Origin of the sequence: Kribbella sindirgiensis (assembly GCF_004331435.1) — a bacterium.
Lineage (GTDB): Bacteria > Actinomycetota > Actinomycetes > Propionibacteriales > Kribbellaceae > Kribbella > Kribbella sindirgiensis.
In genome coordinates, this window is sequence record NZ_SJKA01000029.1 from 1 (window position 1) to 21,363 (window position 21,363).

Here is a 21,363-nt window from a genome sequence, read left to right on the forward strand (position 1 = left end):
CCGCTCGTGTACCCCCGAAGGGGCCTTACCGCTCGACTTGCATGTGTTAAGCACGCCGCCAGCGTTCGTCCTGAGCCAGGATCAAACTCTCCGTTGAAATCTATATGTCAACCACGGCGAACCATGGAAAACAGACTACATTGAGTGATCCTTTGAATCAGAAACAAAACCATTACTGGCTTGTCATCCGTATTAATTTCAAAGGAATCCGCCACAGAACAAGACAACCAACCACCCAAAATCTCGAAGAGACCAGGGTAGAAGAATCATTGAAAGTCCCATGGACGGGGTTAATGCATCTTTCGGCATTGACTTTCGGCACGCTGTTGAGTTCTCAAGAATCGGACGCACACCGCGCTTCAGACTTTCGTTTGAAGCTCCGGGGCAACTCGCCCAACTTTACTGTTTCGCTTCCAGCCGGTCAAATCGGCCTTTTCGATCCAGTCTCCCTGCGTGACTCAGTGTCCGAAACCCGCCGAGGCGTGTTTCGGCTTCCGAGACCTTCAGGGAGTTTGTTGGAGGGCCGGCCGCTTTCGCGTCCTGCGCCTCGCTCCAACAAGAAGAACATTACTGACATTCGTGGTGCAGATGCAAATCGGGGTCCCGGACCCTCGTCCGAGCCTCCCGGCACCTGCCCTCGGCACCGTCATCCGGCGTCGAGGGAAGCAGTGCTGGTCCCTCCGTTCACTCCACTCGCACGCGTCTCCACGAGCGACACTTCCATGATGCCGCACCACGCAAGTCGTTTTCGGCGAGCGCCCCACACAGCAGGCGAGCGCCGGCGAGACCACGTACGACCCGGCCAGAAAGACGAGGCGGGAGCTGGTCGGCTCCCGCCTCTCACGTACTGCACCGCCCAGCAGACGCCTCTCCGCGAGTGGCCGCTCGTAGCGGCTTAGGTTGAGGCCCGGGGTCATGCTCCGGACGGCATCAGGTGTAACCCCACTCCCCGGTGACCTATTCCCACACCGGCGGCCCCAGTGACCGGGTCGCTGTGGGCGGGCCCGTCGGTAGTGTCGCGCTATGTCTCGTGCCTCCCAGACAGCTCTGGCCGCCTTGGCTCGCTTCAACGACGCACATCCTTGGTCCCACAACGACGCCTACGCGGCCGTCGTGCTCCACCATGCGCGTCGCGTCCGCGCAGCTGGCGGCACGGAGGCCCTTGACGTGGGCTGCGGGACGGGAAACCTCGTCCGACGGCTTGCAGATGTCTTTCCCGCAGTCACCGGCATCGAGCGCGATGTCCCGACCGCGGAGCTGGCTCGGCGTACAACCGCAGACCTCGCCAACGTCAGCATCCTGACCCAGCCGTTCGACGAGTTCCACGGAAGCCGCTACGACCTGATCACCTTCGTCGCGGTGCTGCACCACCTGCCGTTGGAGGCCACGCTCGAGAAGGTACGCGAGCTGCTGCGCCCGGGCGGCCGGCTCGTCGTGGTCGGCGTCAGCCGGGAAGCGCCGGCAGATCTTCCGTGGTCGATCGCCTCGATGATCCTGAATCCGATCGTTGGAATTGCCAAGAGTCCGCGAGGATCCCAGGCGATCCCCACGCACATGACAGCTCCGACCGCGATGGCCGCGGAATCGTTCGAGCAGATCGCCCTCGCGGCCAAGCGCATCCTGCCTGGCGCCCGGATCGGCCGCAGCCTGTTCTGGCGTTACAGGCTGTCCTGGACGGCTCCGGGCCCGCGCTAGCCGCTATCGCGACGGCTGAGGCGCGGAACAGTCGATCTTCGGGTTGGCACCGATGTAGTTGAGCGGACCGGCGACGACCGTGACCAGCGTCGTGCCGACTTTCGCACAGGTCGCGTCGGAGCCTGAGAAGTAATTTCGTTGCGCGGCGGCTGCCAGTCCGATGAACAACCAGACCACCACAACGATCGCAACGACGCGGGACCCATTGGTCGACGCTCTTCGAGTGCGCATGCCCACCTCCCGGATTGTGCGCACCCCCGTGTGGACGCTCTCCCGGTGCCCGGCGTGCCACGCGCGGAAACTCAGAGTTCGCGGCGGAAACTCAGAGTTCGCGAACGTCGAAGTACGGCTTGATGTGTTTGTTCACGTATGCGCCGATGCTCGGTGCGGCCAGGAGTGCCGCATAGGTCGGCTGCGGTACGTCGAAGTACTGGTAGATGTAGCCGTTGACGTACTCGAGCTCCAGCGTGCCGTCGGACCATCCGACCGATCGCACATTCGACGAGTCCACCAGGCGTCGCCTCATCCGCGGCTCCTTCCGCGCTCGCACCGCGCCGCCCAGTCTGCCCTTTCGACGGTCAAGGGGAGGGTGATCGCTCCGGATCTTCGGCCTGCAGCCGTGCCAGGACGCGGGTCAGGTCGCCGAGCGCCGTGTTGAGCTGCGTCAGCACGGTCTTGTCGATCGGTCCACCCCCTTGGTGCAGGCCGAGGTTCGCCGCGAACCGGAGATGGGCGTCGGGCGGCGCCTTCTTGAGGTAGGTGTCGAGGGCCTCCTGGAGAAAGGGACTCGGCACGAGCTCGGGTCTCTCGCGCCACTTGGTGAGCGTGCGCGGCGATATGCCGAGCTGTTCGGCGAACGCCTCGTTCGTCAGCCGCAGCGCCGTACGCAAGGCATGCGCATGCCGGCCGGTCCACTCCTCGATGACTGTCATCCGTGCTCTCTCCCTTGCGCGTCAATTACTCCCTGCAATGAGAATATTCGTTTCGGTGACCGCCGGTGGGCAGAATTTGTGCGCTGTGGATACCGGTCGAGTTCCTGGTGAGGACGCCGGGCCACGCGTTGACTTGGGCCATGGACGAGATCAGCGGGAGAACCGCGACGCTGCTGCGCACCACGCGACAGCGTCATCTGCGCATCGCGAGCAAGTCCGGACCACGCCGCTTCGAGCTGGTCCGGCACCGCGACGTCTCCGGTGTCAGCGGTACGGGCGTTGTCGCGGAAGGAGTCGAGTGGAGCGACGGGACGGTCGCGCTGCGCTGGGGCGGCCACTACCCGACGACGACCGTGTGGCAGGACGGGATCGGGGCACTGCTCAGCGTCCACGGGCACAACGGCGCGACCACGATCCACTGGCTGGACGACTAGACAGGACCTCGCCATGCGCACTCGACTCCGGTGGGGCGGGACAACCCTGCAGACAGCCCGCCTCACCGGCCTATTCGGTGAAGAACTGCTCCCGGTACGACGGATCCGGCTCGGACTGCGAGCCGTTCAGTTCACGCCGGACCGGACCCGTGTCGTGGCGGCCCTCTTCACTGGCACCGGAATGCTTCGGCACCGGACGCTGCGCCGAGTCCCCCGACCTGTCCTCGCTGGTGCTGTCCGGAGCCTTGTCGTCCCGGTCCGCAGCAGTGTCGGCGTTGCCGGCCTCGGTCAGGTCCTCGATTGCCGTGCTGAAGGCGAGTTCGGCGCGGGTCGGCCGCTGGCGTTCGATCTCCTCGGCGGCGGACCGCCGTACGGGGAGATCGTTCGCCGCGGCCGACAGTTCGGCGAGCGTGTCGAGCAGGCCGAGCGCCGTCTCGACCTCACCCGGATGGTTGACCATCCACCAGACCGCGGCCGATCCAGGCGTGGCGAACACGTCGTCCTTGAGGTACGCGCGTTTGTCCTGCTCCATCCGGCGTTCGAGCAACGTGGTCTGCTCGCGGCGATGCAGGGCGGCCAGGTGCAGCAGGTGCTTCTGATCCGCGTCCGGCAGCCGCAGTCGTACTTCGGTCGCCCAGCTCCGGACCTGCCCCTTCTCGTCCAGCGCCGGCTCACCGAGAAGCGCAGCGAGACGGTGCTGGTTGAGCGATTCCTCGGTCACCTGCTGCCGCACCGTCAACGACCGAGCCCTTTCCAGCAAGGCATCCACAGCGACAGCCCCGAGATCAGCGTGCCGCGAGCCCGACAGCACAGTCGACCACTGCACAACAGCCGAGAAGCTGAACTGAAAGTCCGGCGAGGCCGACGGCAACCGCACATCAGCAACCGTCCTGGACGGCGGCCCGGAGAACACCGGCTCCGGATCCGGAAGCACCACCGAAGGAGCGGGCGCCGGCTTACTGACCACCGGCCGGGGTTCGTCCGGCTGCTTCCACACAACGGCCAGCAACACCAGCAAAACCACGATCAACACCACAGCCGCCCAAGCCGGCAACCCCACAACCAGCGAAACGACGTACAGAACCAGCACAATCGCGGCAGCCGTGAGCAGAGAGTTCCGGTGCAGCTTCATGGCGGCATTCCTTCACCGGCGTCGAGCGGACGACGAGTCCCCAAAAGTCTCACACGCCTCACCCAAAGTAGCCGCCGGGCGCGTGTCGGTCAGCCAGTGAGGGAGCGGAGGGCCTGGCGGGAGGGGGTTAGGAGGACCGGTTTGTAGGGGCAGGGTTTGTCGGTGAGGGTTTCGTAGGCTCGGATGGCTCGGTTGGCGGCGTCCCAGCCTTGTTCGGCGGGGGTGCGGCCGAGGCCTCGGTTGCGGACCAGGGCGCCGTAGAAGGCGGAGCAAAAGACGGTGGCTTCGTACCAGCCGATGACGGTGCTGGTGCCGATGTAGGTGACGTCGCCCTGGATGCAGTCGCGGATGGCGCGTTGCCACTTGCCGATGCCGGTCTTGCAGCCGTCGGCGATGACGACACCGCTGGCGATCCCCCACTGGTGGTCGAGGAACCAGTCGGCGAGGGACTTCAGTGACACCTGGGTCTCGCCGTCGGTGGACAGGAACGACGGCTCCTCGCTGTGGTCACCGTGTGCCATCACGTGCAGGACGGTCGACGGGGTGGTGAGGGCGGAGAAGGCGGTCTCGTGGTCACGGGTACGGACGAAGTTCACGTCGAGGTACGGGCGGTTCCAGCCGGCGTTGATATTGCCGGTGATGCCCTGCACGAACGACATCGACGCGTCGAACGAACTGTCCAGACCCAGATCGACCAGAGTGATCTGCCGGTTCTTCATAAGCCCACCCCTCCAACGCTTTTCCGCACTTCTCACGTCCCGTCGCACCATGATGAACCACAGGTCCGACAGTTCGCGTCCCCCTATCCCGGGGCTGAGACAGCCCGTCCGAGCCGTACGCCGTACGGCGGAATCCAGGGACCGCGGCGACGGGTGCGGACCGTGATCGGCCTATCGTGGCCGGGCGCGTACGCCGAGGGAGGAGACGGGATGAGCCAGGTTCCGATGGTCACGTTGAGTCACGGATCCGCGATGCCGCGGCTCGGGCTCGGGACATCGCCGATGAACGACGCGGACGCCGAACGGGCGGTGGGTACGGCGCTCGAACTCGGGTACCGCCTGATCGACACCGCCGAGAACTACCGCAACGAGGTCGGCGTCGGCCGAGCACTGAAGAACGCGTCACGCGACGAGGTGTTCGTGACGTCCAAGTTCAACAGGCGCTGGCACAGCGTCGACGGCGCACGCCAGGCGTTCGAAGCGAGCGCGGAGAAGCTCGGCGTCGAGTACCTGGACCTCCTGCTGATCCACTGGCCGAATCCCGACCAGAACCGGTACGTCGATGCGTGGCAGGGCCTCATCGCGCTCCGCGACGCCGGCCTGGTGCGCGCCATCGGTACGTCGAACTTCAAGCCCACGCACCTGCAACGGCTGATCGACGAGACCGGGGTCGCGCCGGAGGTGAACCAGGTCCAGCTGAGCCCGGTCTGGGCGAAGGCCGCCGAGCGCGAGTTCCACCAGCAGCACGGGATCGTGACGGAGGCTTGGAGCCCACTCGGCAAGGGAACCGAGCTGCTGAGTCACCCGGCCGTGCAGGAGATCGCGAAGGCCCACGAGAGGACGCCAGGTCAGGTCGTGCTGCGGTGGGAGACGCAGCAGAACGTCGTACCCATCCCGAAGTCAGCCGACCCGCAAAGGCTCGCGGGCAACCTGGCGGTCTTCGACTTCGACCTGACCGACGGCGAGTTGGCCGCCCTGTCAGCGCTCGACGGCACCGCCAAACCCCCAGCCGACTCGGACAAGGTCGGCCACTGACAGACACGTGACTGGCAGCGGGTCGAGCCAGCAGTGGCGAGCTGAAGACTCGCCGCGGCTCACCACAGCAGGAGGACGTGAGAGCTGGCGTGGACCCGAGCGGCCCGCCTGACGGTCAACCGCTACCCGCCTGACGGTCAACCGCTACCCGGCTGGGGGTCTCTCGGTGCGCATCCTCGGAGAGCCGTCGTTCCGGCAGAACACCCCTAGGTACAGCGTAGGACCAACGCCTCGGACGATCGACGCGAATCAAATGACCGTCGAGGGTGAGTGTTTGTTCAGATAGCCCTTGAAGACCCGACGCACGGCACCTTGCATGTAGACCGCCTGCGGTGCTCCCGGGACGACGTCGCGCTCATACTCCCGCTTTCGGGCGTTGAGATAGCGGACAGCGCTGGGCGACGCGACGTTCGAGACGAACAGCTCATCTTGAGTTCTGATATCGGCCCTGAGTCCTTCGAAGTTCCTGGCCAAACCGATGCCGACATTGCTGGTGACGTAGTACTTGCACTCGACAATCAAGACACACCTACTGCCTCGGGGCGCAATCTTCTGTGCCCTGCTGATCGCTGCCTCCTCGGCAGGAAGGATCAAGACATCGCACTCGTGCAGGACGCCAGACGTGCCCTGCACATAGACGCCGAGATGAACCTCGAGTGCAGGAGCTCCGGCAAACTCGATCACCGCGTGGGTATAGGCAGGGCTGTCGCTGTAGAGCTGGCCGGGATTGGTTCTGAAGACCAGACCCGAAACTCCTGCCCCGTGGACATCCTCGTACGAAACCGTTGCGCCGTGTCTTACCGCGGTGCTCACGATGAGCGAAAAGACATACCCTTCATAAACATCGGCGGGAGCAGACGCCGAGTGGTAGGAGACCGAGCCTGAGCTGACCAGTGACTCGACCTCCCGGAGAAGATCGTCAAACTCACTCAACGCCGGCCTCCTCGCGGATCGCCGTGAAGAGCGCAGAGACCCTTTCTCTGTCCTCGCTGGTCATTCGGTGGGCGATCTTCGTCTGCCGATCGCGACGCCGGCGGAAGCCTTCTTCGGGCTCGAACACCACAGCCGTCACCGTTCTCTCGTAATCCACCGACCTGCCAGGCTCGGCCTGCAACAGGTCCAGCGTCTCTGCCTCGATAGCCGGCAATTCGACAATGACGCGGCGAACGGCATCAAGTAACAGCAAGACCCTCTCCCGCACAGTCATAGGACGGGTCGTCACAACCAGGGTCCCGCTCTTCCTCGACGCCTCGAGCTCACCACTCTCGATCTGGCGGAGGTTCAAAATCATGTATTCCTCCGCTGCGTCGGACCACAGATCCTGCTCTCGCGGTGGACGCGCCTTCCGAGGTCGGCGCCGTAGTATGCCCTCCTCGGGAACCCCTTCGGCGATGGCCTCGTCCACCTCGTCCAGGACCCATTCGAGATCCGTTCCTTCAAGCAACGTTCGAAGTTGCTCTTCGATCTGCAGCAGCTCGGCGTCGTCCACTGTTCCCCTTCACACGCTCCGACAGAAGAGCATCCAGCAGGTTGTCACTTCGGTCTAGCTGTGGCTAAACGATCGCGAGCACCGACCAGGCTTCTGACGCACCTCGGCCCCCGGGGAATCTGGGAAGTTCCCGGGGGCCGTGGCGCTTTCAGCCGATGGTCACCAGCAGGTCAGCTGCAGCCGGAGGTGCTGCCGCAGCCTTCGCAGACGTAGCAGGAGCCGCTGGGGCGCATCTTGGTGCCGCAGGTGAAGCAGAGCGGGGCGTCGACCGAGGTGCCGGTGATGAGCTCCAGCATTTCGGCGGTGGTGTGGGCCTCGCCCTTGACCGGCTTGGCGGCTGCCGCGTCGGCCGGCTTCGCAGGAGCGTCCGTGATCTCGGCTACCGGCTCGACCGTCTTCAGCGACTCGGGCTCGGACACCTCGACCGGAGCCAGCTCGTAGGAGCCGGTGTCGAGCTGCCGGGACCGCTCCTCCGCCGAGTAGATGCCGAGGGCAGCCCGATCGTCGAACGGCAGGTAGTCCAGGGCCAGGCGGCGGAAGATGTAGTCCATGATCGACTGCGCCATCCGGACGTCCGGGTCGTCGGTGAGACCGGCCGGCTCGAACTTCAGGTTGGTGAACTTCTGGACGTAGGTCTCCAGCGGTACGCCGTGCTGCAGCGCGATCGAGATCGCGATCGAGAAGGCGTCCATCACGCCGGCGAGCGTCGAGCCCTGCTTCCCCATCTTCAGGAAGACCTCGCCCAGACCGTCGTCCGGGTAGGAGCCGGCGGTCATGTACCCCTCGGCACCACCGACCGTGAACGACGTGGTCCGCGACGGCCGCGACTTCGGCAGGCGCTTGCGGGTCGGCCGGTACTCGATGATCTTCTCGACGATCTTCTCGGCGACAGCTGCCTCGGCCTCGACCGCCTCCGCCGAGGAGGCCTTCTTCGACTTCGCGTCCGCGAGCGGCTGACCGACCTTGCAGTTGTCGCGGTAGACCGCGAGCGCCTTCAGGCCGAGCTTCCAGCCCTGGAAGTAGACGTCGGCGATCTCCTCGACCGTCGCGGTCTCCGGCAGGTTGACCGTCTTCGAGATCGCGCCGGACAGGAACGGCTGTGCCGCCGCCATCATCCGGACGTGGCCCATCGGCTTGATGGCCCGCTCACCCATCGCGGTGTCGAAGATCTCGTAGTGCTCCGGCTTCAGGCCCGGGGCGTCGACCACGTGACCGTTCTCGGCGATGTACTCGATGATCGCCTCGATGGTCTCCTCGGTGTAGTTGTACTGCCGCAGCGCCCGCGGGACCGTCTGGTTGACGATCTGCATCGAGCCGCCGCCGACCAGCTTCTTGAACTTGACCAGCGAGAAGTCCGGCTCGATACCGGTGGTGTCGCAGTCCATCATGAAGCCGATGGTGCCGGTCGGCGCGAGCACCGAGGCCTGCGCGTTCCGCCAGCCGTTCTTGGCACCGATCTTCAGTACGCCGTCCCACGCCGCGGTGGCGTGCTTCTGGACGTCCTTGTCGATCTCGTGGATGGTCCGGATCGCGTCGTTGGCCGCGGCGTGCTTGCGCATCACCCGGGTGTGCGCGTCCTTGTTCCGCTCGAAGCCGTCGTACGCGCCGACGATCCCGGCGAGCTCGGCGGAGCGCTTGTACGACGTACCCGTCATCAGCGACGTGATAGCGCCCGCCAGTGCGCGACCGCCGTCGGAGTCGTACGCGTGACCGGTTGCCATCAGCAACGCACCGAGGTTCGCGTAGCCGATGCCCAGCTGCCGGTACGCGCGGGTGGTGACGCCGATCGCCTCGGTCGGGAAGTCCGCGAAGCAGATCGAGATGTCCATCGCGGTGATGATCAGCTCGACCGCCTTGACGAACTTCTCCGAGTCGAAGAGGTCGTCGTCGCGGAGGAACTTCATCAGGTTCAGCGAGGCCAGGTTGCAGGACGAGTTGTCCAGGTGCATGTACTCCGAGCACGGGTTGGACGCGGTGATCCGGCCCGTCTCCGGCGTGGTGTGCCAGTCGTTGATGGTGTCGTCGTACTGCAGGCCCGGGTCGGCGCAGGCCCACGCCGCGTGCGAGATCTTGTCGAACAGGGCCCGCGCGTCGACGGTCTCGATCACCGAGTTGTCCAGCCGCGCGCGCAGCCCGAACTCACCCTTCTCCTCGACCGCCCGCATGAACTCGTCCGAGACCCGGACCGAGTTGTTCGCGTTCTGGTACTGCACGGAGGTGATGTCGCGACCACCGAGGTCCATGTCGAAGCCCGCGTCCCGCAGGACCCGGATCTTCTCCTCCTCGCGCATCTTGGTGTCGACGAACTCCTCGATGTCGGGGTGGTCGACGTCCAGGACGACCATCTTCGCCGCGCGCCGGGTGGCGCCGCCGGACTTGATGGTGCCGGCCGACGCGTCCGCGCCGCGCATGAAGCTCACCGGGCCGGACGCCGTACCGCCGGAGGACTGGAGCAGTTCCTTCGAGGAGCGGATCCGGGACAGGTTCAGGCCGGCGCCGGAGCCGCCCTTGAAGATCAGGCCCTCTTCCTTGTACCAGTTCAGGATCGAGTCCATCGAGTCGTCCACGGCGAGGATGAAGCAGGCCGACACCTGCTGCGGGGACGACGTACCGACGTTGAACCAGACCGGCGAGTTGAAGCTGAAGTACTGGTGCAGGAGCATCCAGGTGAGCTCGTGCTCGAACACCTCCGCGTCCTGCGGCGAGGTGAAGTAGCCGTGGTCCTCGCCGGCCTTGCGGTAGGTCTTCACGACCCGGTCGAGGAGCTGCTTGAGGCTCCACTCGCGGTTGTCGTGGCCGATCGCGCCGCGGAAGTACTTGGTGGTGACGATGGTCGAGGCGTTCACGCTCCAGAAGTCGGGGAACTCCACCCCGCGCTGCTCGAAGACCGTCTCACCCGTCTTCCAGTTCTGCTGTACGACGTCGCGACGCTCCCACGTCACCTCGTCGTACGGGTGGACGCCTTCGGTGCTGAATACGCGCTCGATGGTGAGTCCCGTGGGCGCGTTCTTGCGCCCTCGGAACCCGGCCGCCGACCGCTTGGTCGACCCCGAGTGGCCGGTCACCGTCTCTGTCATGGTTGCTCCTCGCCCTGTGTCTACTACCGCGGTCTGTCGGGACCGCCCCGTTGGAGTACTGCGTAACGCCCTGCTACTGCGACTACCTGGAACTACCGTTCCCCCGGTTTATGTCTGCTGGGTCGGCTTCAGCGGGTCCGGCTCGGTGCCCTGCGGTTCCTTCTCGGCCCGCAGCAGCGCGATCTCCGTCTCGAAGTCGTCGGCGGACTCGAACTGCCGGTACACGCTCGCGAAGCGCAGGTACGCGACCTCGTCGAGCTCCCGCAGCGGCCCGAGGATCGCCAGTCCGACCTCGTGCGCGGGCACCTCCGGCGAGCCGCTGCCCTTCAGCGCGTCCTCGACCTTCTGACCCAGGCGCGCGAGCTGGTCGGCGTTCACCGGCCGGCCCTTGCACGCCTTTCCGACCCCGTTGATGACCTTCTCCCGGCTGAACGGCTCGGTCGCGCCGGAGCGCTTCACAACCGTGAGCTGCATCTGCTCGACGGTGGTGAACCGCTTCTCGCAGACCGGGCACTGCCGGCGGCGGCGGATCGCTCCGCCGTCCTCGGCCACCCGGCTGTCGACGACCCGGGAATCGGCGTGCCGGCAATACGGACAGTGCACGGCAACACTCCTCCCGTGACCACCCCGCGAGGGGTGGGTTGTGGATCAGCCTGGGGACAACTTGTGTAGAACCTGTGTGCAACCAACCACTACCTGTGGAAAATTACACCCGTGTAACCACTACATCTAGGGATCCTAGATCGCTGCTCCGACAGTTTGCAAGCACGCCCCGCATCACCCGTGTGGCCCGCGCGTGTCATCAGGTTTCAACACTCGCGCGGCCCCGTGTACTCCCGCGTGGCGCCACCGCGACAACCCTTTCGAGGCGCAAACTACGGCCCGCACAGACCGCTCCCCAGACTGCTCCCCAGACCGGCCGAGCCGCCCTGGGGAGCTTGTCCACAGATCACCGGGTCGTCGAAACGGTCCGCCGTTCAGGTTCGGCCGGAGCCCGTGGAGTACGCAGCGACGCGGCAGCCAGTACGGCGCCGACCGCCGCGATCACCGCCGCGCCGATGACGGCCGCCGAGTACCCCTCGGTCAGCGCCACGACGTCGTCCAGCAGGTCGGCCCCGTTCGCAGCGGCCACCGCGGTCATCGCCGCCAGCCCGAGAGCGGACCCGATCTGGTAACTGGTGTTCACGATGCCGGACGCCAGACCGCCCTCCTCGGGCCGCGCGGACGACAAGGCGATACCGAGGCTGGGGATGAACGCCAGCGACATCCCGGCGGCGGCGACCAGCGAGCCCGGCAGTACGTCGACCCAGAACGAGCCGGTGGGGCGGATCAAGGACAGTCCGAACAGGCCTGCGGCGAGGACCGCCATACCGCCCACCAGCGTCTTCTTCGGACCCACCTTGGCGATCACGCGCGGCGCGACGACGATCATCCCGACCATGGTCAGCGTGGTCATCGGCAACAGCGCCGAGCCGCTCGGGAACGCGCTCAGCCCGAGGACCTGCTGCAGGTACAGGTTCAGGAAGAACCACATCGGCACCCAGGCCGCGCCGAGCAGGAACTGCGCGATGTTGGCGGCGGCCAGGTTCGGCGTCGCGAAGATCCCGAGCCGCATCAACGGCTCGCGCCGCTTCGCCTGCACCGCGACGAACACTCCGAGCAGTACGACGGCCAGCGCGGCGACGAGCAGCGTCGACGCCCAGCCGACCTGGGGCGCGCGAACGATGGCGTAGACGCCCGCGGCGAGACCGCCCGTCACCGTCAGCGCGCCGAGCACGTCAACCGATCCGGAGCGGGCAGCGGCCCGCGGCATCAAGGCAGGTGTGGCGAGCAGGGCAGCCAGCGCGATCGGGATGTTCAGGTAGAACACCCACGGCCACGAGAGGTACTCGGTGATCACGCCACCGAGGAACACACCCGCCGTACCTCCGGCCGGCGCCGCTGCGCCGTACAGAGCGATCGCCTTGTTCAACTCACGCGGGTCGGCGCCGAACAACATCATCAGCAGCGTCAGGGCGGACGGTGCGATCAGCGCGGCGCCGACACCCTGGACAGCCCGGCCGGCGAGCTCTGAACCGACACCGGTTGCCAGGCCTGCGACCAGCGAGCCGACCAGCAGGACGCCCCAGCCGGCCGCGAAGACGCGGCGAGCGCCGAGCAGGTCCGACAGCCGGCCACCGAGCAGCAACAGCCCACCGAACGCCACGACGTACGCGTTGAACACCCAGGACAGGTTGCCCGGGCCGAACCCGAGCTCGGCCTGCATCTTCGGCAGCGCGACGCCGACGATCGAGGTGTCCATGATCACCATGAACTGCGCCGCGGCGATGACGGCGAGCGCCCACCACCGTCGCGACGACTTCGTCTCACTCATATCAAACTCCTTACCGGTATGGGGTATATCCCCAGACCGCAGCGGGATCAGTCGAGAACTGAAGGATGCCGGATACCCTAGGGGGGTATCGCTGAAAACACAAGAGCGATCCGGCGGACGATAGGGTTCGGCGGGACCCAGGGAGGATGTGGTGAGCGTGACCGAACCGGTCGACGAGCAGGCCCACGACCATGCACAAGACCATGCACAGCACGGTTACATCGGTGACAAGAAGGCGTACCTCGCGCGGCTGAAGCGGATCGAGGGCCAGGCCCGCGGGTTGCAGCGGATGGTCGAGGACGAGAAGTACTGCATCGACATCCTCACCCAGATCTCGGCGATGACGAAGGCGCTGGAGTCCGTCGCGCTCGGCCTGCTCGACGACCACCTCACGCACTGCGTCGTCGACGCCGCCGCGGCCGGCGGTCCGGAGGCCGACGCGAAGATCAAGGAGGCGTCCGCCGCGATCGCGCGACTGGTGCGCTCCTGACCGGCGCGCCTCCGGCGGCGGTGCCTCAGGATGGGCGCATGAAGCCGGTGATTCTCGATGTCGACACAGGCCTGGACGATGCGTGTGCACTGCTGCTGGCGGCGCGGCATCCCGAGCTCGATCTGAAGGCCGTGACCTGCGTCGGCGGGAACGTCGGCATCGACGATGTCGTGCGCAACACGCTCACGGTCCTCGACGCCGCGGGCCGGCCGGACGTCCCGGTCGCCCGCGGTGCCGCCGTACCGCTGATCCAGCCGGTGCGGTCGGCGCGGCATGTCCACGGCGAGGACGGGCTCGGCGATCTGGACTGGCCGCGGTCGACGCGTCCGACGGACCCACGGCATGCCGTCGAACTCCTCCGCGACGTACTGCGGGATGCGGCGGCGACCGGTGAACTCGTCACCTTGATCCCGTTGGCGCCGTTGACGAACATCGCGTTGCTGCTGCGGACGTATCCGGAGGCGGCGCGCGGGCTGCGCGAGATCGTGTTCATGGGCGGCGCGGCCGGGATCGGGAACGCGACGGCCGCGGCCGAGTTCAACATCTGGACCGATCCGGAGGCGGCGGCGATCGTGCTCGCCGCGGCCAAGGACCTCGGCGTCGCGGTGACCATGTACGGACTGGACGTCTTCTACGACGTCGTGGTCACGCTCGAGCAGGCGCGTGCGTTGGGCGGATCGCCCTCGGCGGAGCTGGCGTGCAAGCTGATCGAGAAGCGCAGCGAGCGGTATCAGTCGGACGGCGGCAGCATCGGCGACGGCGGCGCGGTGTGCGCGGTGATCGATCCGTCGGGGCTGACGACACGGGAGTACCCGGTCCGCGTCGAGCTGTCCGGGAGCTGGTCGCGGGGGCGGACGATCGTCGACACGCGGGAGGCGTCGGACGTCGCGAACGATCCACTGGGAACGGCGACGACGATTCAGGTCGCGACGGCAGTCGACGGCAAGCGGTACGCCGAGCTTTGGCTGGCAACCGTCAGCTGAGCAGCTCGAGAAGGCGGGCGCGGACGCCGTACAGGAACAGGGCGAGGCCGTCGGCGAAGAGGGCTTCGGACTGTTCCGCGACCACGGCGGCCAGACTCCAGCGCGCGGTGACCTCGAAGAGGTGACGTGCGTCGGGCTCCGGTACGCCGATGCGCACGAGGGCCTCGATCTGGGCGCGGATGAGTCCGGCCCGCGAGCCGGCGCCCTGGTCGCGGTCCGGTGTCGCCTTGGACTGCATCAGCCCAGCCAGGCCCGGATGGTCGGCGTAGAAGGCCCGGAGTTCGAGCGAGCCGGACCGGGTGAGCTCGATCCACTCGTCGACGGTCGTGAGCTCGTCGTACGCCGTCTTGTCCCCCGTGAACTGGTCGAACGCGTTCCGGGCGACCAGGTCGAGGAGCTCGGACTTGTTGTGGACGTGGTGGTACAGCGACGGGGCCCGGACGTCGAGACGCTCCGCGACGGCGCGCATGGTGAGGCCGTCCACACCGTCGCCGCGGATGATCGCCAGGGCCGCGTCGGCGATCGCGGCGATGGTGATGCCGGCCGCCGCGTGGGACGAAGGGTCGCGTCTGGTCATGAAAGCTGTTGTCCGCGGTGGTCGGTGGTGGGTACTGTCTAACGTCATTAGACAGCGTAGCCGAGGATGGTGCCGTGACTGGATTTCGACCCGCGTACCCGCTGCTGACCGAGCGGCTGGAGTTGCGGCCGCATCGGATGGACGACCTGGACGACCTGTTCGCGTTTCACTCGCGGCCGGAGGTCGTGCGATACACGCCGTGGCCCGTACGGAACCGGGAGGAAACGCGGGCCGCACTGGAGCGGAAGCTCCCGCAGGGTGAGTTGACCGCTGACGGTCAATGGCTGGTACTGGCGATCGAGCTGCGCGAGACCGGGACCGTGATCGGCGAAGTGCTACTGAAGTGGGCGAGCGAGGCCGATCGTCAGGGCGAGATCGGGTTCGCGCTGCACACCGATTTTCAGGGCAAGGGGCTCGCGGCGGAGGCTGCGCGGGAGATGCTGCGGGTCGGCTTCGAGGAGCTCGGGTTGCACCGGATCGTGGCTGTCCTGGACGCCCGGAACGCTGCCTCGGCGCGGTTGCTCGAACGGCTCGGGATGCGGCGCGAGGCGCATCACCTGCATGCCCTTCGATTCAAGGGCGAATGGGGCGACGAATACGTCTACGCGCTCCTCGACGACGAGTGGCGCACCGCGCGGGAGTGATCAACGGGCGACGGGGATCTGCAGGGTTTGGCCGGGGGTGATGTCGGCGGGGGTGGTGAGGTTGTTGAGGTTGGCGATCCTCTCCACGACCGTGGCAGGGTCCTGGCCGGGGTTGGTGTCCTGAGCGATGGACCACAGGGTCTGGCCCGGGGCGACCTGCACCGGGACGGTGTGGGTGAACTGCGGGCCGGGCTCGAGAACGCCGGCGACCCGGAGGCCGAGGACGAGGATCGCCGCGCCGAAGACCAGGACCGAGACGGCGGTCAGCAACATCCGGCCGCGTCGGGTCAGCCGGAGGGTGGCCGGCTCCGCCTGCACCGACGCGCGGCGCCCGAGCTCTTCACCCGAGCACCCGCGAACCGGCATCCGGTCGGTGCTCGCACCCTCGATCCGAGGACGCCGCCGCGGCGCCTTCGTGGGAGTCGGCACAACCGGCGTGGCCTCCGGCGAGCGGTGTCGGCCCAGTACTTCGGCCGCTACGGCTGCTGTGCTCATCGGGTCCTCCAGACCTCTGTTCGGTGCGCGTCCTGCGGTGTCGAGTCCTGTCTACTAGCCGCCTCCGACAGTTTCCGGAGACCACCTGTCCGACCAACCCGAACACCTGTTCGATCGAACGTCTGTACGAATGATTAACCGACAGCCGCCCTTCGCGCAACCACTTCCAACCAGGACACGCCCAGGAAATTCCCTGCCGCGACAGCACCCCGCGTGCGCCTTATAACCTGACACCCGAACAAACATGCGAACCGACACGCCTTCGAACAGATGTTTGAAGAATCTCAGGATTCGGTCTACGGTCATCTCAGTCGAGCAAGTTTCGGCCGGTGGGACGATCGCCGGCCCGACCCGAGGAGCTACCACCGATGGCCAGGACGCCGAGCGGTTCCAGCAAAGACGACCGGGGCGGCGGGGCGGGGCAGCAAAACCCGGCCCGGGGCGGCGGGGCGGGGCAGCAAAACCCGGCCCGGGGCGGCGAGGAGAAGGCCGCGAGCAAGGCGGACCGCACCGTCGCGGAGCTGCCGGACGGACCGGCGGACGCGACCGGGCTGACCCCGCGCCAGCGCCGCGTGCTGGACGTGATCCGCGACTCGGTGGACAGCCGCGGCTACCCGCCGTCGATGCGCGAGATCGGTGAGCGGGTCGGCCTGACCAGCTCGTCCTCGGTGTCGCACCAGCTGCGGGTGCTCGAGCAGAAGGGCCTGCTCCGCCGCGACCCGAACCGGCCGCGGGCGATCGAGGTCCGCTACCCCGGCGAGCTCGACGCGGCGGCGCGCCGGTCGGCGATCGGTTCGGTGCGGCAGACGACGTACGACGAGACCGGGGCCGGCGACGCGCATCCGGACGCCGTGTACGTGCCGGTGGTCGGCCAGATCGCCGCCGGTAACCCGATCCTCGCCGAGCAGGAGATCGAAGAGGTCTTCCCGTTGCCCAAGGCAATGGTCGGCGAGGGCACGCTGTTCATGCTGAAGGTCAAGGGCGAGTCGATGATCGACGCGGCCATCTGCGACGGCGACTGGGTGGTCGTGCGGCAGGAGCAGACCGCGGAGAACGGCGACATCGTGGCCGCGATGATCGACGGCGAGGCGACCGTGAAGACGTTCAAGAAGACCAAGACCGAGATCCTGCTGCTACCACACAACCCCGCTTTCGAGCCGATCGACGGCAAGGACGCGGTCATTCTCGGAAAGGTCGTAACAGTTCTGCGCCGAGTCTGACATATCGGACGGCGAGCGAAGTCGGGCGGGTCGTGTCAGCATTGAGTCATGACGACTGTCTATGACTTCAGCGCCACGCGGATCGAAGGCAATGAACAGTCTCTTGCCGATTTCCGCGACCAGGTGCTCCTGGTGGTGAACACGGCCTCGCAGTGCGCCCAGACTCCGCAGTACACGGGTCTGCAGAAGCTCTACCGGACGTACCGCCGGCAGGGCTTCTCGGTCCTCGGTTTCCCCTGCGACCAGTTCGGCCACCAGGAGCCCGGTGACGAGAACGAGATCGCGAACTTCTGCTCGACGATCTACCACGTCACGTTCCCGATGTTCGCCAAGATCGACGTCAACGGGTCGCGGACGCTCCCGTTGTACAACTGGCTGAAGCGCGAGCAGGGCGGCCTGCTCGGCGGCCGGATCAAGTGGAACTTCACCAAGTTCCTCCTGGGTCGCGACGGGGCGGTGATCGCGCGCTACGCGCCGACCCACGCGCCGGAGAAACTGGTCGACAAGATCGAGTCCGCACTCGCGGTACCGGCGCCGTCCCGGGAAACGAACGACTGAAATTCGGTCATTTTCTGCGACAGTTGAACAGCGAATGTCTCAGCGCCGCAGAACATTATCCGCATTTCGAACAATTCGGTCGCTGCCGCATGTCTCGAATGTATTCAGGGGCGCTCTACGAGGACCGATTCCGGGTTGATGTCGAGGCGTAGACCGCGCCATACCGGATGCCGCAACCGGCCGTCGCCGCCCCAGCCGGAGTAGGTGACCTCGGCGACCAGCGCGGGGTCGAGCCAGTGCGCGCGGCGCCGGTCCGTCAGCGGGATGCTCGACGGGTCGAACGCCGGCCGGTCGATCTCGAGACCGGTCAGTTCGGCGCTCAGAAGGTCCAGGGTCGCGAAGTCGAGTCCGGAGCCGACCTTCCCGATCAGCACCAGCTCGCCGTCGGCGTACGCGCCGCAGTAGAAGGAGCCGATCTTCCCTTCCCGGTTGCCCTCCCCCGGATGCCAGCCGCACAGTACGACGTCTCTGGTCAGCACCGGCTTGATCTTGATCCAGTCGGCGCTGCGCCGCCCCGGCAGGTACCGCGACTTGCGCCGCTTCGCCACCACTCCCTCGAGTCCTTGCGCAGCGGACTGTTCGAGTGCCTGGTCGCCGTCCAGCAGCGCCGGCGGCACTTCCCAGAACGGGTCGCCGATGTCCAGTGATTCGAGCAGTCCGCGACGATCGTCGTACGTTGCCTCTAGCAACCACTCGCCGTCGAAGCGGAGCAGGTCGAACAGCCGGACGGACACCGGCACCTCGGTGATCAGATGCCGGAGCTGGCGGGGGTCGCGGACATGCATCCGGCGCTGCAGCAGGCCGAAGGACGGTGCGCCGTTCTCGTCGAGCGTGACGATCTCGCCGTCCAGTACGGCGGGCAGTCGCAGTCCCGGCGCCTCCGCCAGGCCGATCAGCTCGGGGTAGCCGCCGGACACGTCGTGGCTGTTGCGCGACCACAGCCGGCAGACTCCGTCGTCGACCTCCGCGATGACGCGGATGCCGTCCCACTTCATCTCGTAGGACCAGCCCGCTCCGGACGGCATCTGCCCCAGCGACGCCATCATCGGCAGCACCGGCGGACCGGTCACGGGGCTCATGTGGTCTGCAACCGCTTCAGCGCGCCGAGCACCTTCTCACGATCGGCGGTCGGCCACATCGGCGGCAAGGAGGCGCGCAGGAACGCGCCGTACCGCTGGGTGACGATGCGGGGGTCGAGGATCGCGACGACGCCGCGGTCCGAGCTGCGGCGGATCAGCCGGCCGGTGCCCTGCGCGAGCAGCAGTCCGGCGTGCGTCGCGGCCACGGACATGAACCCGTTGCCGCCCGCTTCGTCGACGGCACGCTGGCGGGCCGCCATCAACGGCTCGTCCGGGCGCGGGAACGGGATCCGGTCGATGATCACCAGGTTGCAGGTCGACCCCGGTACGTCGATCCCCTGCCACAGCGACAGCGTGCCGAACAGCGAGGTCTCCGGGTCCTCGACGAACTCGCGGGCCAGCTCGCCGAGTTGTGCGTCGCCCTGGCAGAGCACCTTGAGGTCGGTGGCCTCGCGGACCGCGGCCGTCGCCGCCTCCGCCGCGCGGCGGGACGAGAACAGGCCGAGGGTCCGTCCGCCGGCCGCGGTGATCAGGTCGATGATCTCCTCGAACTGCTTCTTGCCCAGCCCGTCGCGGTGCGGTGCGGGGAGGTGCTTGGCGACGTACAGGATCGCCTGCTTCTCGTACTCGAACGGGGAGCCGACGTCGAGCCCGCGCCACGGCAGCGGGCCCTTCTCCTCGGCGTCGTCCAGCTCCGGCATCTCGTCGTCGTCGGCGAGCTTGTCGGCGGGCCGCAGGCCGACCTGGCGAGCGATCGCGTCGAAGTCACCGCCGAGCGTCAGCGTCGCCGAGGTGAGCACCGCCGTACGGTCGCGGAGCACCAGTTCGCGGAGCAGGCCGGCGACGGTGAGCGGGGCGATCCGGAGCTCGCGGCCGTAGCGGTCGCGGTCGGTCATCCAGACGACGTCGGCGTCGCTCAGCGCGGCGACGCGTTCGGCGACGTCGAAGATCTCCTTGACGGCACCCTTGGACTGCCGCTTGGCGCCGTCCGGGTCGTCATCCTTGTCGTCGGACTTCTTGTTCAGGTCGGAGTACATGCCGCGGGCCGCGTCGCGGACCAGGGCGGCGGCCTCCAGGACCGGTGCGTTGGACGGCTCGATCCGGCCCTCGCGGGTGCCGTCGAGCGCGGCCCGGAGCGCGTCGGAGGCGTCGATCAGGTCGTCGGCCTTGTCGTCGTCGACGAACCGGCGACCGCGCTTGGCGGCCCGCTCGACCATCTGCGGTGACAGCTCGTCGCCGGCCGCACCGGTGACCCGGGCGGGCAGCTCGTGGGCCTCGTCGACGATGACGACGTCGTGCTCAGGCAGGACGGTGCGGTTCTCGAAGGCGTCGATCGAGAGCAGGGCGTGGTTGGTGATGACGATATCGGCCTTGCGGGCGTGTTCCTTGGCCTTCTCGGCGAAGCACTCCTCGCCGTACGGGCACTTCTGCGCGCCGAGACACTCGCGCGCGCTGATCGCGACCTGCTGCCACGCCTGGTACTGGTGCGACGGGGCGTGGTCCCGGTCGCCGGCCTCACCGTCGGCGAGCTGCTGCTCCGCCCAGTCGCGGAGCTCGACGACCTGACGGCCGACCTCCCCCGACGGCGGCACGTCGACGAGCATGCCGTCGTCGTCCGGAGCACCCTCCCGGATCCGGTGCAGGCAGGCGTAGTTGTTCCGCCCCTTCTGGATCGCATACACCGGGCGGCGGGGCAAGAGCTTCTCGGTCGCGTCGAGCAACGCCGGTACGTCGCGGTCGACGAGCTGGGACTGCAGCGCGAGGGTCGCCGTGGAAACGACCACGCGACGGTCCTCGATCGCGTGCAGCAGCGCGGGCACGAGGTACCCGAGGGACTTGCCGGTGCCGGTACCCGCCTGGACGAGCAGATGCGATCCGTCGTGCATCGCGGTGTCGACGGCCTGCGCCATCTCCACCTGCCCCGGCCGTGTCTGACCGGCAATCCCGGCCACGGCAGCTTCCAGCAGATCCCGCACATCAACACCCACCGCCATACCCTAGCCCGCACCCCGGACAGATTTCGCTCCGGCGGACCGGGGTGTGGATAACCGGATCTTGTGACCGATGTGTGGGTGGTCGGCGCGGCGCGGGCGCCTGAGTGTGCGTTCTCATGAGGACGTGTCGAGCGGCTGGGTAGTGCACCTGAACGTGATCACGCCCGCGCGCACGGCGCCCCACCGGCGCACTACCTATCGAGCCGCCCCGCACCCCACAAACCCCGCCGCCGCTGTCGCTCCCCAAACCAGTTCGGGGAGCCCCACACCCCTCACAACAGCAGGTAATCCGCCCCAAACCAGTTCGGGGAGCGACACACCCCCACGACAGCAGGTGATCCCCCCGAACCGGTTTGGGGAGCCCTGCACCCCCCACAACGGCACGTCATCGTCCCCAAACCGGTTTGGGGAGCTCTGTCCCCCCCCGGGAAGTCGT

Annotated in this window: 22 protein-coding genes and 1 rRNA gene; 8 read left to right on the plus strand and 15 right to left on the minus strand. The window is 67.1% G+C overall.

All coding sequences use genetic code 11. The features are described 5' to 3' along the window. Window positions 1–97: ribosomal RNA gene (locus E0H50_RS40495) — 16S ribosomal RNA — on the minus strand; the annotation flags it as partial. Window positions 98–1,023: 926 nt separating this feature from the next. Between E0H50_RS40495 and E0H50_RS40500 the strand changes: the two genes are divergently transcribed. Beyond that, window positions 1,024–1,695 carry a class I SAM-dependent methyltransferase gene (locus E0H50_RS40500; protein ID WP_131296480.1) on the plus strand — a complete coding sequence of 224 codons (672 nt, stop codon included), beginning with the start codon at window positions 1,024–1,026 and terminating at the stop codon, window positions 1,693–1,695. 3 nt (window positions 1,696–1,698) lie between these two features. Here the strand turns inward: E0H50_RS40500 and E0H50_RS40505 are convergent, their stop codons facing one another. The 3 genes from E0H50_RS40505 to E0H50_RS40515 all read right to left on the minus strand — a co-directional run bounded on the left by E0H50_RS40505 (window position 1,699) and on the right by E0H50_RS40515 (window position 2,627). Continuing rightward, window positions 1,699–1,926: a hypothetical protein gene (locus tag E0H50_RS40505; protein WP_131296481.1), complete on the minus strand. Its 228-nt coding sequence runs from the start codon at window positions 1,924–1,926 to the stop codon at window positions 1,699–1,701. Between the two features lie 91 nt (window positions 1,927–2,017). Beyond that, on the minus strand, window positions 2,018–2,221 hold the full coding sequence (locus E0H50_RS40510; protein ID WP_131296482.1) for a KTSC domain-containing protein: 204 nt from the start codon (window positions 2,219–2,221) through the stop codon (window positions 2,018–2,020). Window positions 2,222–2,273: 52 nt separating this feature from the next. After that, window positions 2,274–2,627, minus strand: a complete 354-nt coding sequence (locus tag E0H50_RS40515) for a helix-turn-helix domain-containing protein (RefSeq protein ID WP_131296483.1) — start codon at window positions 2,625–2,627, stop codon at window positions 2,274–2,276. A gap of 140 nt (window positions 2,628–2,767) precedes the next feature. Here E0H50_RS40515 and E0H50_RS43640 point away from each other — a divergent pair, with 140 nt between their 5' ends. Continuing rightward, complete coding sequence (locus tag E0H50_RS43640) at window positions 2,768–3,061, plus strand: hypothetical protein (protein ID WP_238151683.1); 294 nt, start codon at window positions 2,768–2,770, stop codon at window positions 3,059–3,061. A gap of 70 nt (window positions 3,062–3,131) precedes the next feature. Here the strand turns inward: E0H50_RS43640 and E0H50_RS40525 are convergent, their stop codons facing one another. Together E0H50_RS40525 and E0H50_RS40530 are read right to left on the minus strand one after the other, a co-directional pair. Next, a complete protein-coding gene (locus tag E0H50_RS40525) occupies window positions 3,132–4,193 on the minus strand; it encodes a hypothetical protein (protein ID WP_131296484.1) in 1,062 nt (353 codons plus the stop codon). A gap of 89 nt (window positions 4,194–4,282) precedes the next feature. After that, window positions 4,283–4,912, minus strand: a complete 630-nt coding sequence (locus E0H50_RS40530; RefSeq protein WP_131296485.1) for a hypothetical protein — start codon at window positions 4,910–4,912, stop codon at window positions 4,283–4,285. 210 nt (window positions 4,913–5,122) lie between these two features. Here E0H50_RS40530 and E0H50_RS40535 point away from each other — a divergent pair, with 210 nt between their 5' ends. Continuing rightward, window positions 5,123–5,947 carry an aldo/keto reductase gene (locus E0H50_RS40535; RefSeq protein ID WP_131296486.1) on the plus strand — a complete coding sequence of 275 codons (825 nt, stop codon included), beginning with the start codon at window positions 5,123–5,125 and terminating at the stop codon, window positions 5,945–5,947. Window positions 5,948–6,196: 249 nt separating this feature from the next. Here E0H50_RS40535 and E0H50_RS40540 read toward each other — a convergent pair whose 3' ends face one another. The 5 genes from E0H50_RS40540 to E0H50_RS40560 form a co-directional block, all read right to left on the minus strand. Beyond that, window positions 6,197–6,880 (minus strand): hypothetical protein, encoded by a 684-nt coding sequence (locus E0H50_RS40540; protein WP_131296487.1) that lies wholly within the window; start codon window positions 6,878–6,880, stop codon window positions 6,197–6,199. Beyond that, window positions 6,873–7,436, minus strand: a complete 564-nt coding sequence (locus E0H50_RS40545) for a hypothetical protein (protein ID WP_131296488.1) — start codon at window positions 7,434–7,436, stop codon at window positions 6,873–6,875. Before E0H50_RS40545 ends, E0H50_RS40540 begins: the two co-directional genes overlap by 8 nt. 170 nt (window positions 7,437–7,606) lie before the next feature. Further along, a complete protein-coding gene (locus E0H50_RS40550; protein WP_131296489.1) occupies window positions 7,607–10,513 on the minus strand; it encodes a vitamin B12-dependent ribonucleotide reductase in 2,907 nt (968 codons plus the stop codon). Window positions 10,514–10,621: 108 nt separating this feature from the next. Further along, window positions 10,622–11,116, minus strand: a complete 495-nt coding sequence (nrdR, locus tag E0H50_RS40555) for a transcriptional regulator NrdR (RefSeq protein ID WP_130387741.1) — start codon at window positions 11,114–11,116, stop codon at window positions 10,622–10,624. Window positions 11,117–11,462: 346 nt separating this feature from the next. Further along, a complete protein-coding gene (locus E0H50_RS40560) occupies window positions 11,463–12,887 on the minus strand; it encodes an MFS transporter (protein WP_131296490.1) in 1,425 nt (474 codons plus the stop codon). A 157-nt stretch (window positions 12,888–13,044) separates the two neighbouring features. Between E0H50_RS40560 and E0H50_RS40565 the strand changes: the two genes are divergently transcribed. Both E0H50_RS40565 and E0H50_RS40570 read left to right on the plus strand, forming a co-directional pair. Next, window positions 13,045–13,377: a metal-sensitive transcriptional regulator gene (locus tag E0H50_RS40565; protein WP_131296545.1), complete on the plus strand. Its 333-nt coding sequence runs from the start codon at window positions 13,045–13,047 to the stop codon at window positions 13,375–13,377. 38 nt (window positions 13,378–13,415) lie between these two features. Next, window positions 13,416–14,360 carry a nucleoside hydrolase gene (locus E0H50_RS40570; RefSeq protein ID WP_131296491.1) on the plus strand — a complete coding sequence of 315 codons (945 nt, stop codon included), beginning with the start codon at window positions 13,416–13,418 and terminating at the stop codon, window positions 14,358–14,360. On the opposite strand, the gene E0H50_RS40575 is transcribed toward E0H50_RS40570, so the two are convergent. After that, the gene (locus tag E0H50_RS40575; protein WP_131296492.1) at window positions 14,353–14,937 is read right to left on the minus strand and encodes a TetR/AcrR family transcriptional regulator; all 585 of its coding nucleotides are present in this window, start codon (window positions 14,935–14,937) and stop codon (window positions 14,353–14,355) included. The genes E0H50_RS40570 and E0H50_RS40575 overlap by 8 nt on opposite strands. Window positions 14,938–15,011: 74 nt before the next feature. Here E0H50_RS40575 and E0H50_RS40580 point away from each other — a divergent pair, with 74 nt between their 5' ends. After that, entirely contained in the window at window positions 15,012–15,581 is a 570-nt protein-coding gene (locus E0H50_RS40580) for a GNAT family N-acetyltransferase (protein WP_238151684.1), read from the plus strand. Here the strand turns inward: E0H50_RS40580 and E0H50_RS40585 are convergent, their stop codons facing one another. Then, on the minus strand, window positions 15,582–16,076 hold the full coding sequence (locus E0H50_RS40585) for a LysM peptidoglycan-binding domain-containing protein (RefSeq protein ID WP_131296493.1): 495 nt from the start codon (window positions 16,074–16,076) through the stop codon (window positions 15,582–15,584). Between the two features lie 368 nt (window positions 16,077–16,444). On the opposite strand from E0H50_RS40585, the gene lexA reads away from it, so the two are divergent. Further along, window positions 16,445–17,296, plus strand: coding sequence for a transcriptional repressor LexA (gene lexA / locus E0H50_RS40590; protein WP_131296494.1), 852 nt, complete (start codon window positions 16,445–16,447; stop codon window positions 17,294–17,296). 48 nt (window positions 17,297–17,344) lie between these two features. Beyond that, window positions 17,345–17,854 carry a glutathione peroxidase gene (locus E0H50_RS40595; protein ID WP_131296495.1) on the plus strand — a complete coding sequence of 170 codons (510 nt, stop codon included), beginning with the start codon at window positions 17,345–17,347 and terminating at the stop codon, window positions 17,852–17,854. A gap of 104 nt (window positions 17,855–17,958) precedes the next feature. On the opposite strand, the gene ligD is transcribed toward E0H50_RS40595, so the two are convergent. Next, on the minus strand, window positions 17,959–18,933 hold the full coding sequence (gene ligD, locus E0H50_RS40600) for a non-homologous end-joining DNA ligase (protein WP_131296496.1): 975 nt from the start codon (window positions 18,931–18,933) through the stop codon (window positions 17,959–17,961). Then, window positions 18,930–20,927: an ATP-dependent DNA helicase gene (locus E0H50_RS40605; protein WP_131296497.1), complete on the minus strand. Its 1,998-nt coding sequence runs from the start codon at window positions 20,925–20,927 to the stop codon at window positions 18,930–18,932. The genes ligD and E0H50_RS40605 overlap by 4 nt, the downstream gene beginning before the upstream one ends. Window positions 20,928–21,363: the final 436 nt, after the last annotated feature.

Bases quoted from the DNA above. Each gene is read 5' to 3' on its own strand.
- E0H50_RS40570 (WP_131296491.1), top strand. From the start codon at position 13,416: ATGAAGCCGGTGATTCTCGATGTCGACACAGGCCTGGACGATGCGTGT.
- E0H50_RS40515 (WP_131296483.1), bottom strand. From the start codon at position 2,627: ATGACAGTCATCGAGGAGTGGACCGGCCGGCATGCGCATGCCTTGCGT.
- E0H50_RS40535 (WP_131296486.1), top strand. From the start codon at position 5,123: ATGAGCCAGGTTCCGATGGTCACGTTGAGTCACGGATCCGCGATGCCG.
- E0H50_RS43640 (WP_238151683.1), top strand. From the start codon at position 2,768: ATGGACGAGATCAGCGGGAGAACCGCGACGCTGCTGCGCACCACGCGA.
- E0H50_RS40525 (WP_131296484.1), bottom strand. From the start codon at position 4,193: ATGAAGCTGCACCGGAACTCTCTGCTCACGGCTGCCGCGATTGTGCTG.
- ligD (WP_131296496.1), bottom strand. From the start codon at position 18,933: ATGAGCCCCGTGACCGGTCCGCCGGTGCTGCCGATGATGGCGTCGCTG.
- E0H50_RS40585 (WP_131296493.1), bottom strand. From the start codon at position 16,076: ATGAGCACAGCAGCCGTAGCGGCCGAAGTACTGGGCCGACACCGCTCG.
- E0H50_RS40500 (WP_131296480.1), top strand. From the start codon at position 1,024: ATGTCTCGTGCCTCCCAGACAGCTCTGGCCGCCTTGGCTCGCTTCAAC.
- E0H50_RS40550 (WP_131296489.1), bottom strand. From the start codon at position 10,513: ATGACAGAGACGGTGACCGGCCACTCGGGGTCGACCAAGCGGTCGGCG.
- lexA (WP_131296494.1), top strand. From the start codon at position 16,445: ATGGCCAGGACGCCGAGCGGTTCCAGCAAAGACGACCGGGGCGGCGGG.
- E0H50_RS40575 (WP_131296492.1), bottom strand. From the start codon at position 14,937: ATGACCAGACGCGACCCTTCGTCCCACGCGGCGGCCGGCATCACCATC.
- E0H50_RS40595 (WP_131296495.1), top strand. From the start codon at position 17,345: ATGACGACTGTCTATGACTTCAGCGCCACGCGGATCGAAGGCAATGAA.
- E0H50_RS40560 (WP_131296490.1), bottom strand. From the start codon at position 12,887: ATGAGTGAGACGAAGTCGTCGCGACGGTGGTGGGCGCTCGCCGTCATC.
- E0H50_RS40510 (WP_131296482.1), bottom strand. From the start codon at position 2,221: ATGAGGCGACGCCTGGTGGACTCGTCGAATGTGCGATCGGTCGGATGG.
- E0H50_RS40605 (WP_131296497.1), bottom strand. From the start codon at position 20,927: ATGGCGGTGGGTGTTGATGTGCGGGATCTGCTGGAAGCTGCCGTGGCC.
- E0H50_RS40530 (WP_131296485.1), bottom strand. From the start codon at position 4,912: ATGAAGAACCGGCAGATCACTCTGGTCGATCTGGGTCTGGACAGTTCG.
- E0H50_RS40505 (WP_131296481.1), bottom strand. From the start codon at position 1,926: ATGCGCACTCGAAGAGCGTCGACCAATGGGTCCCGCGTCGTTGCGATC.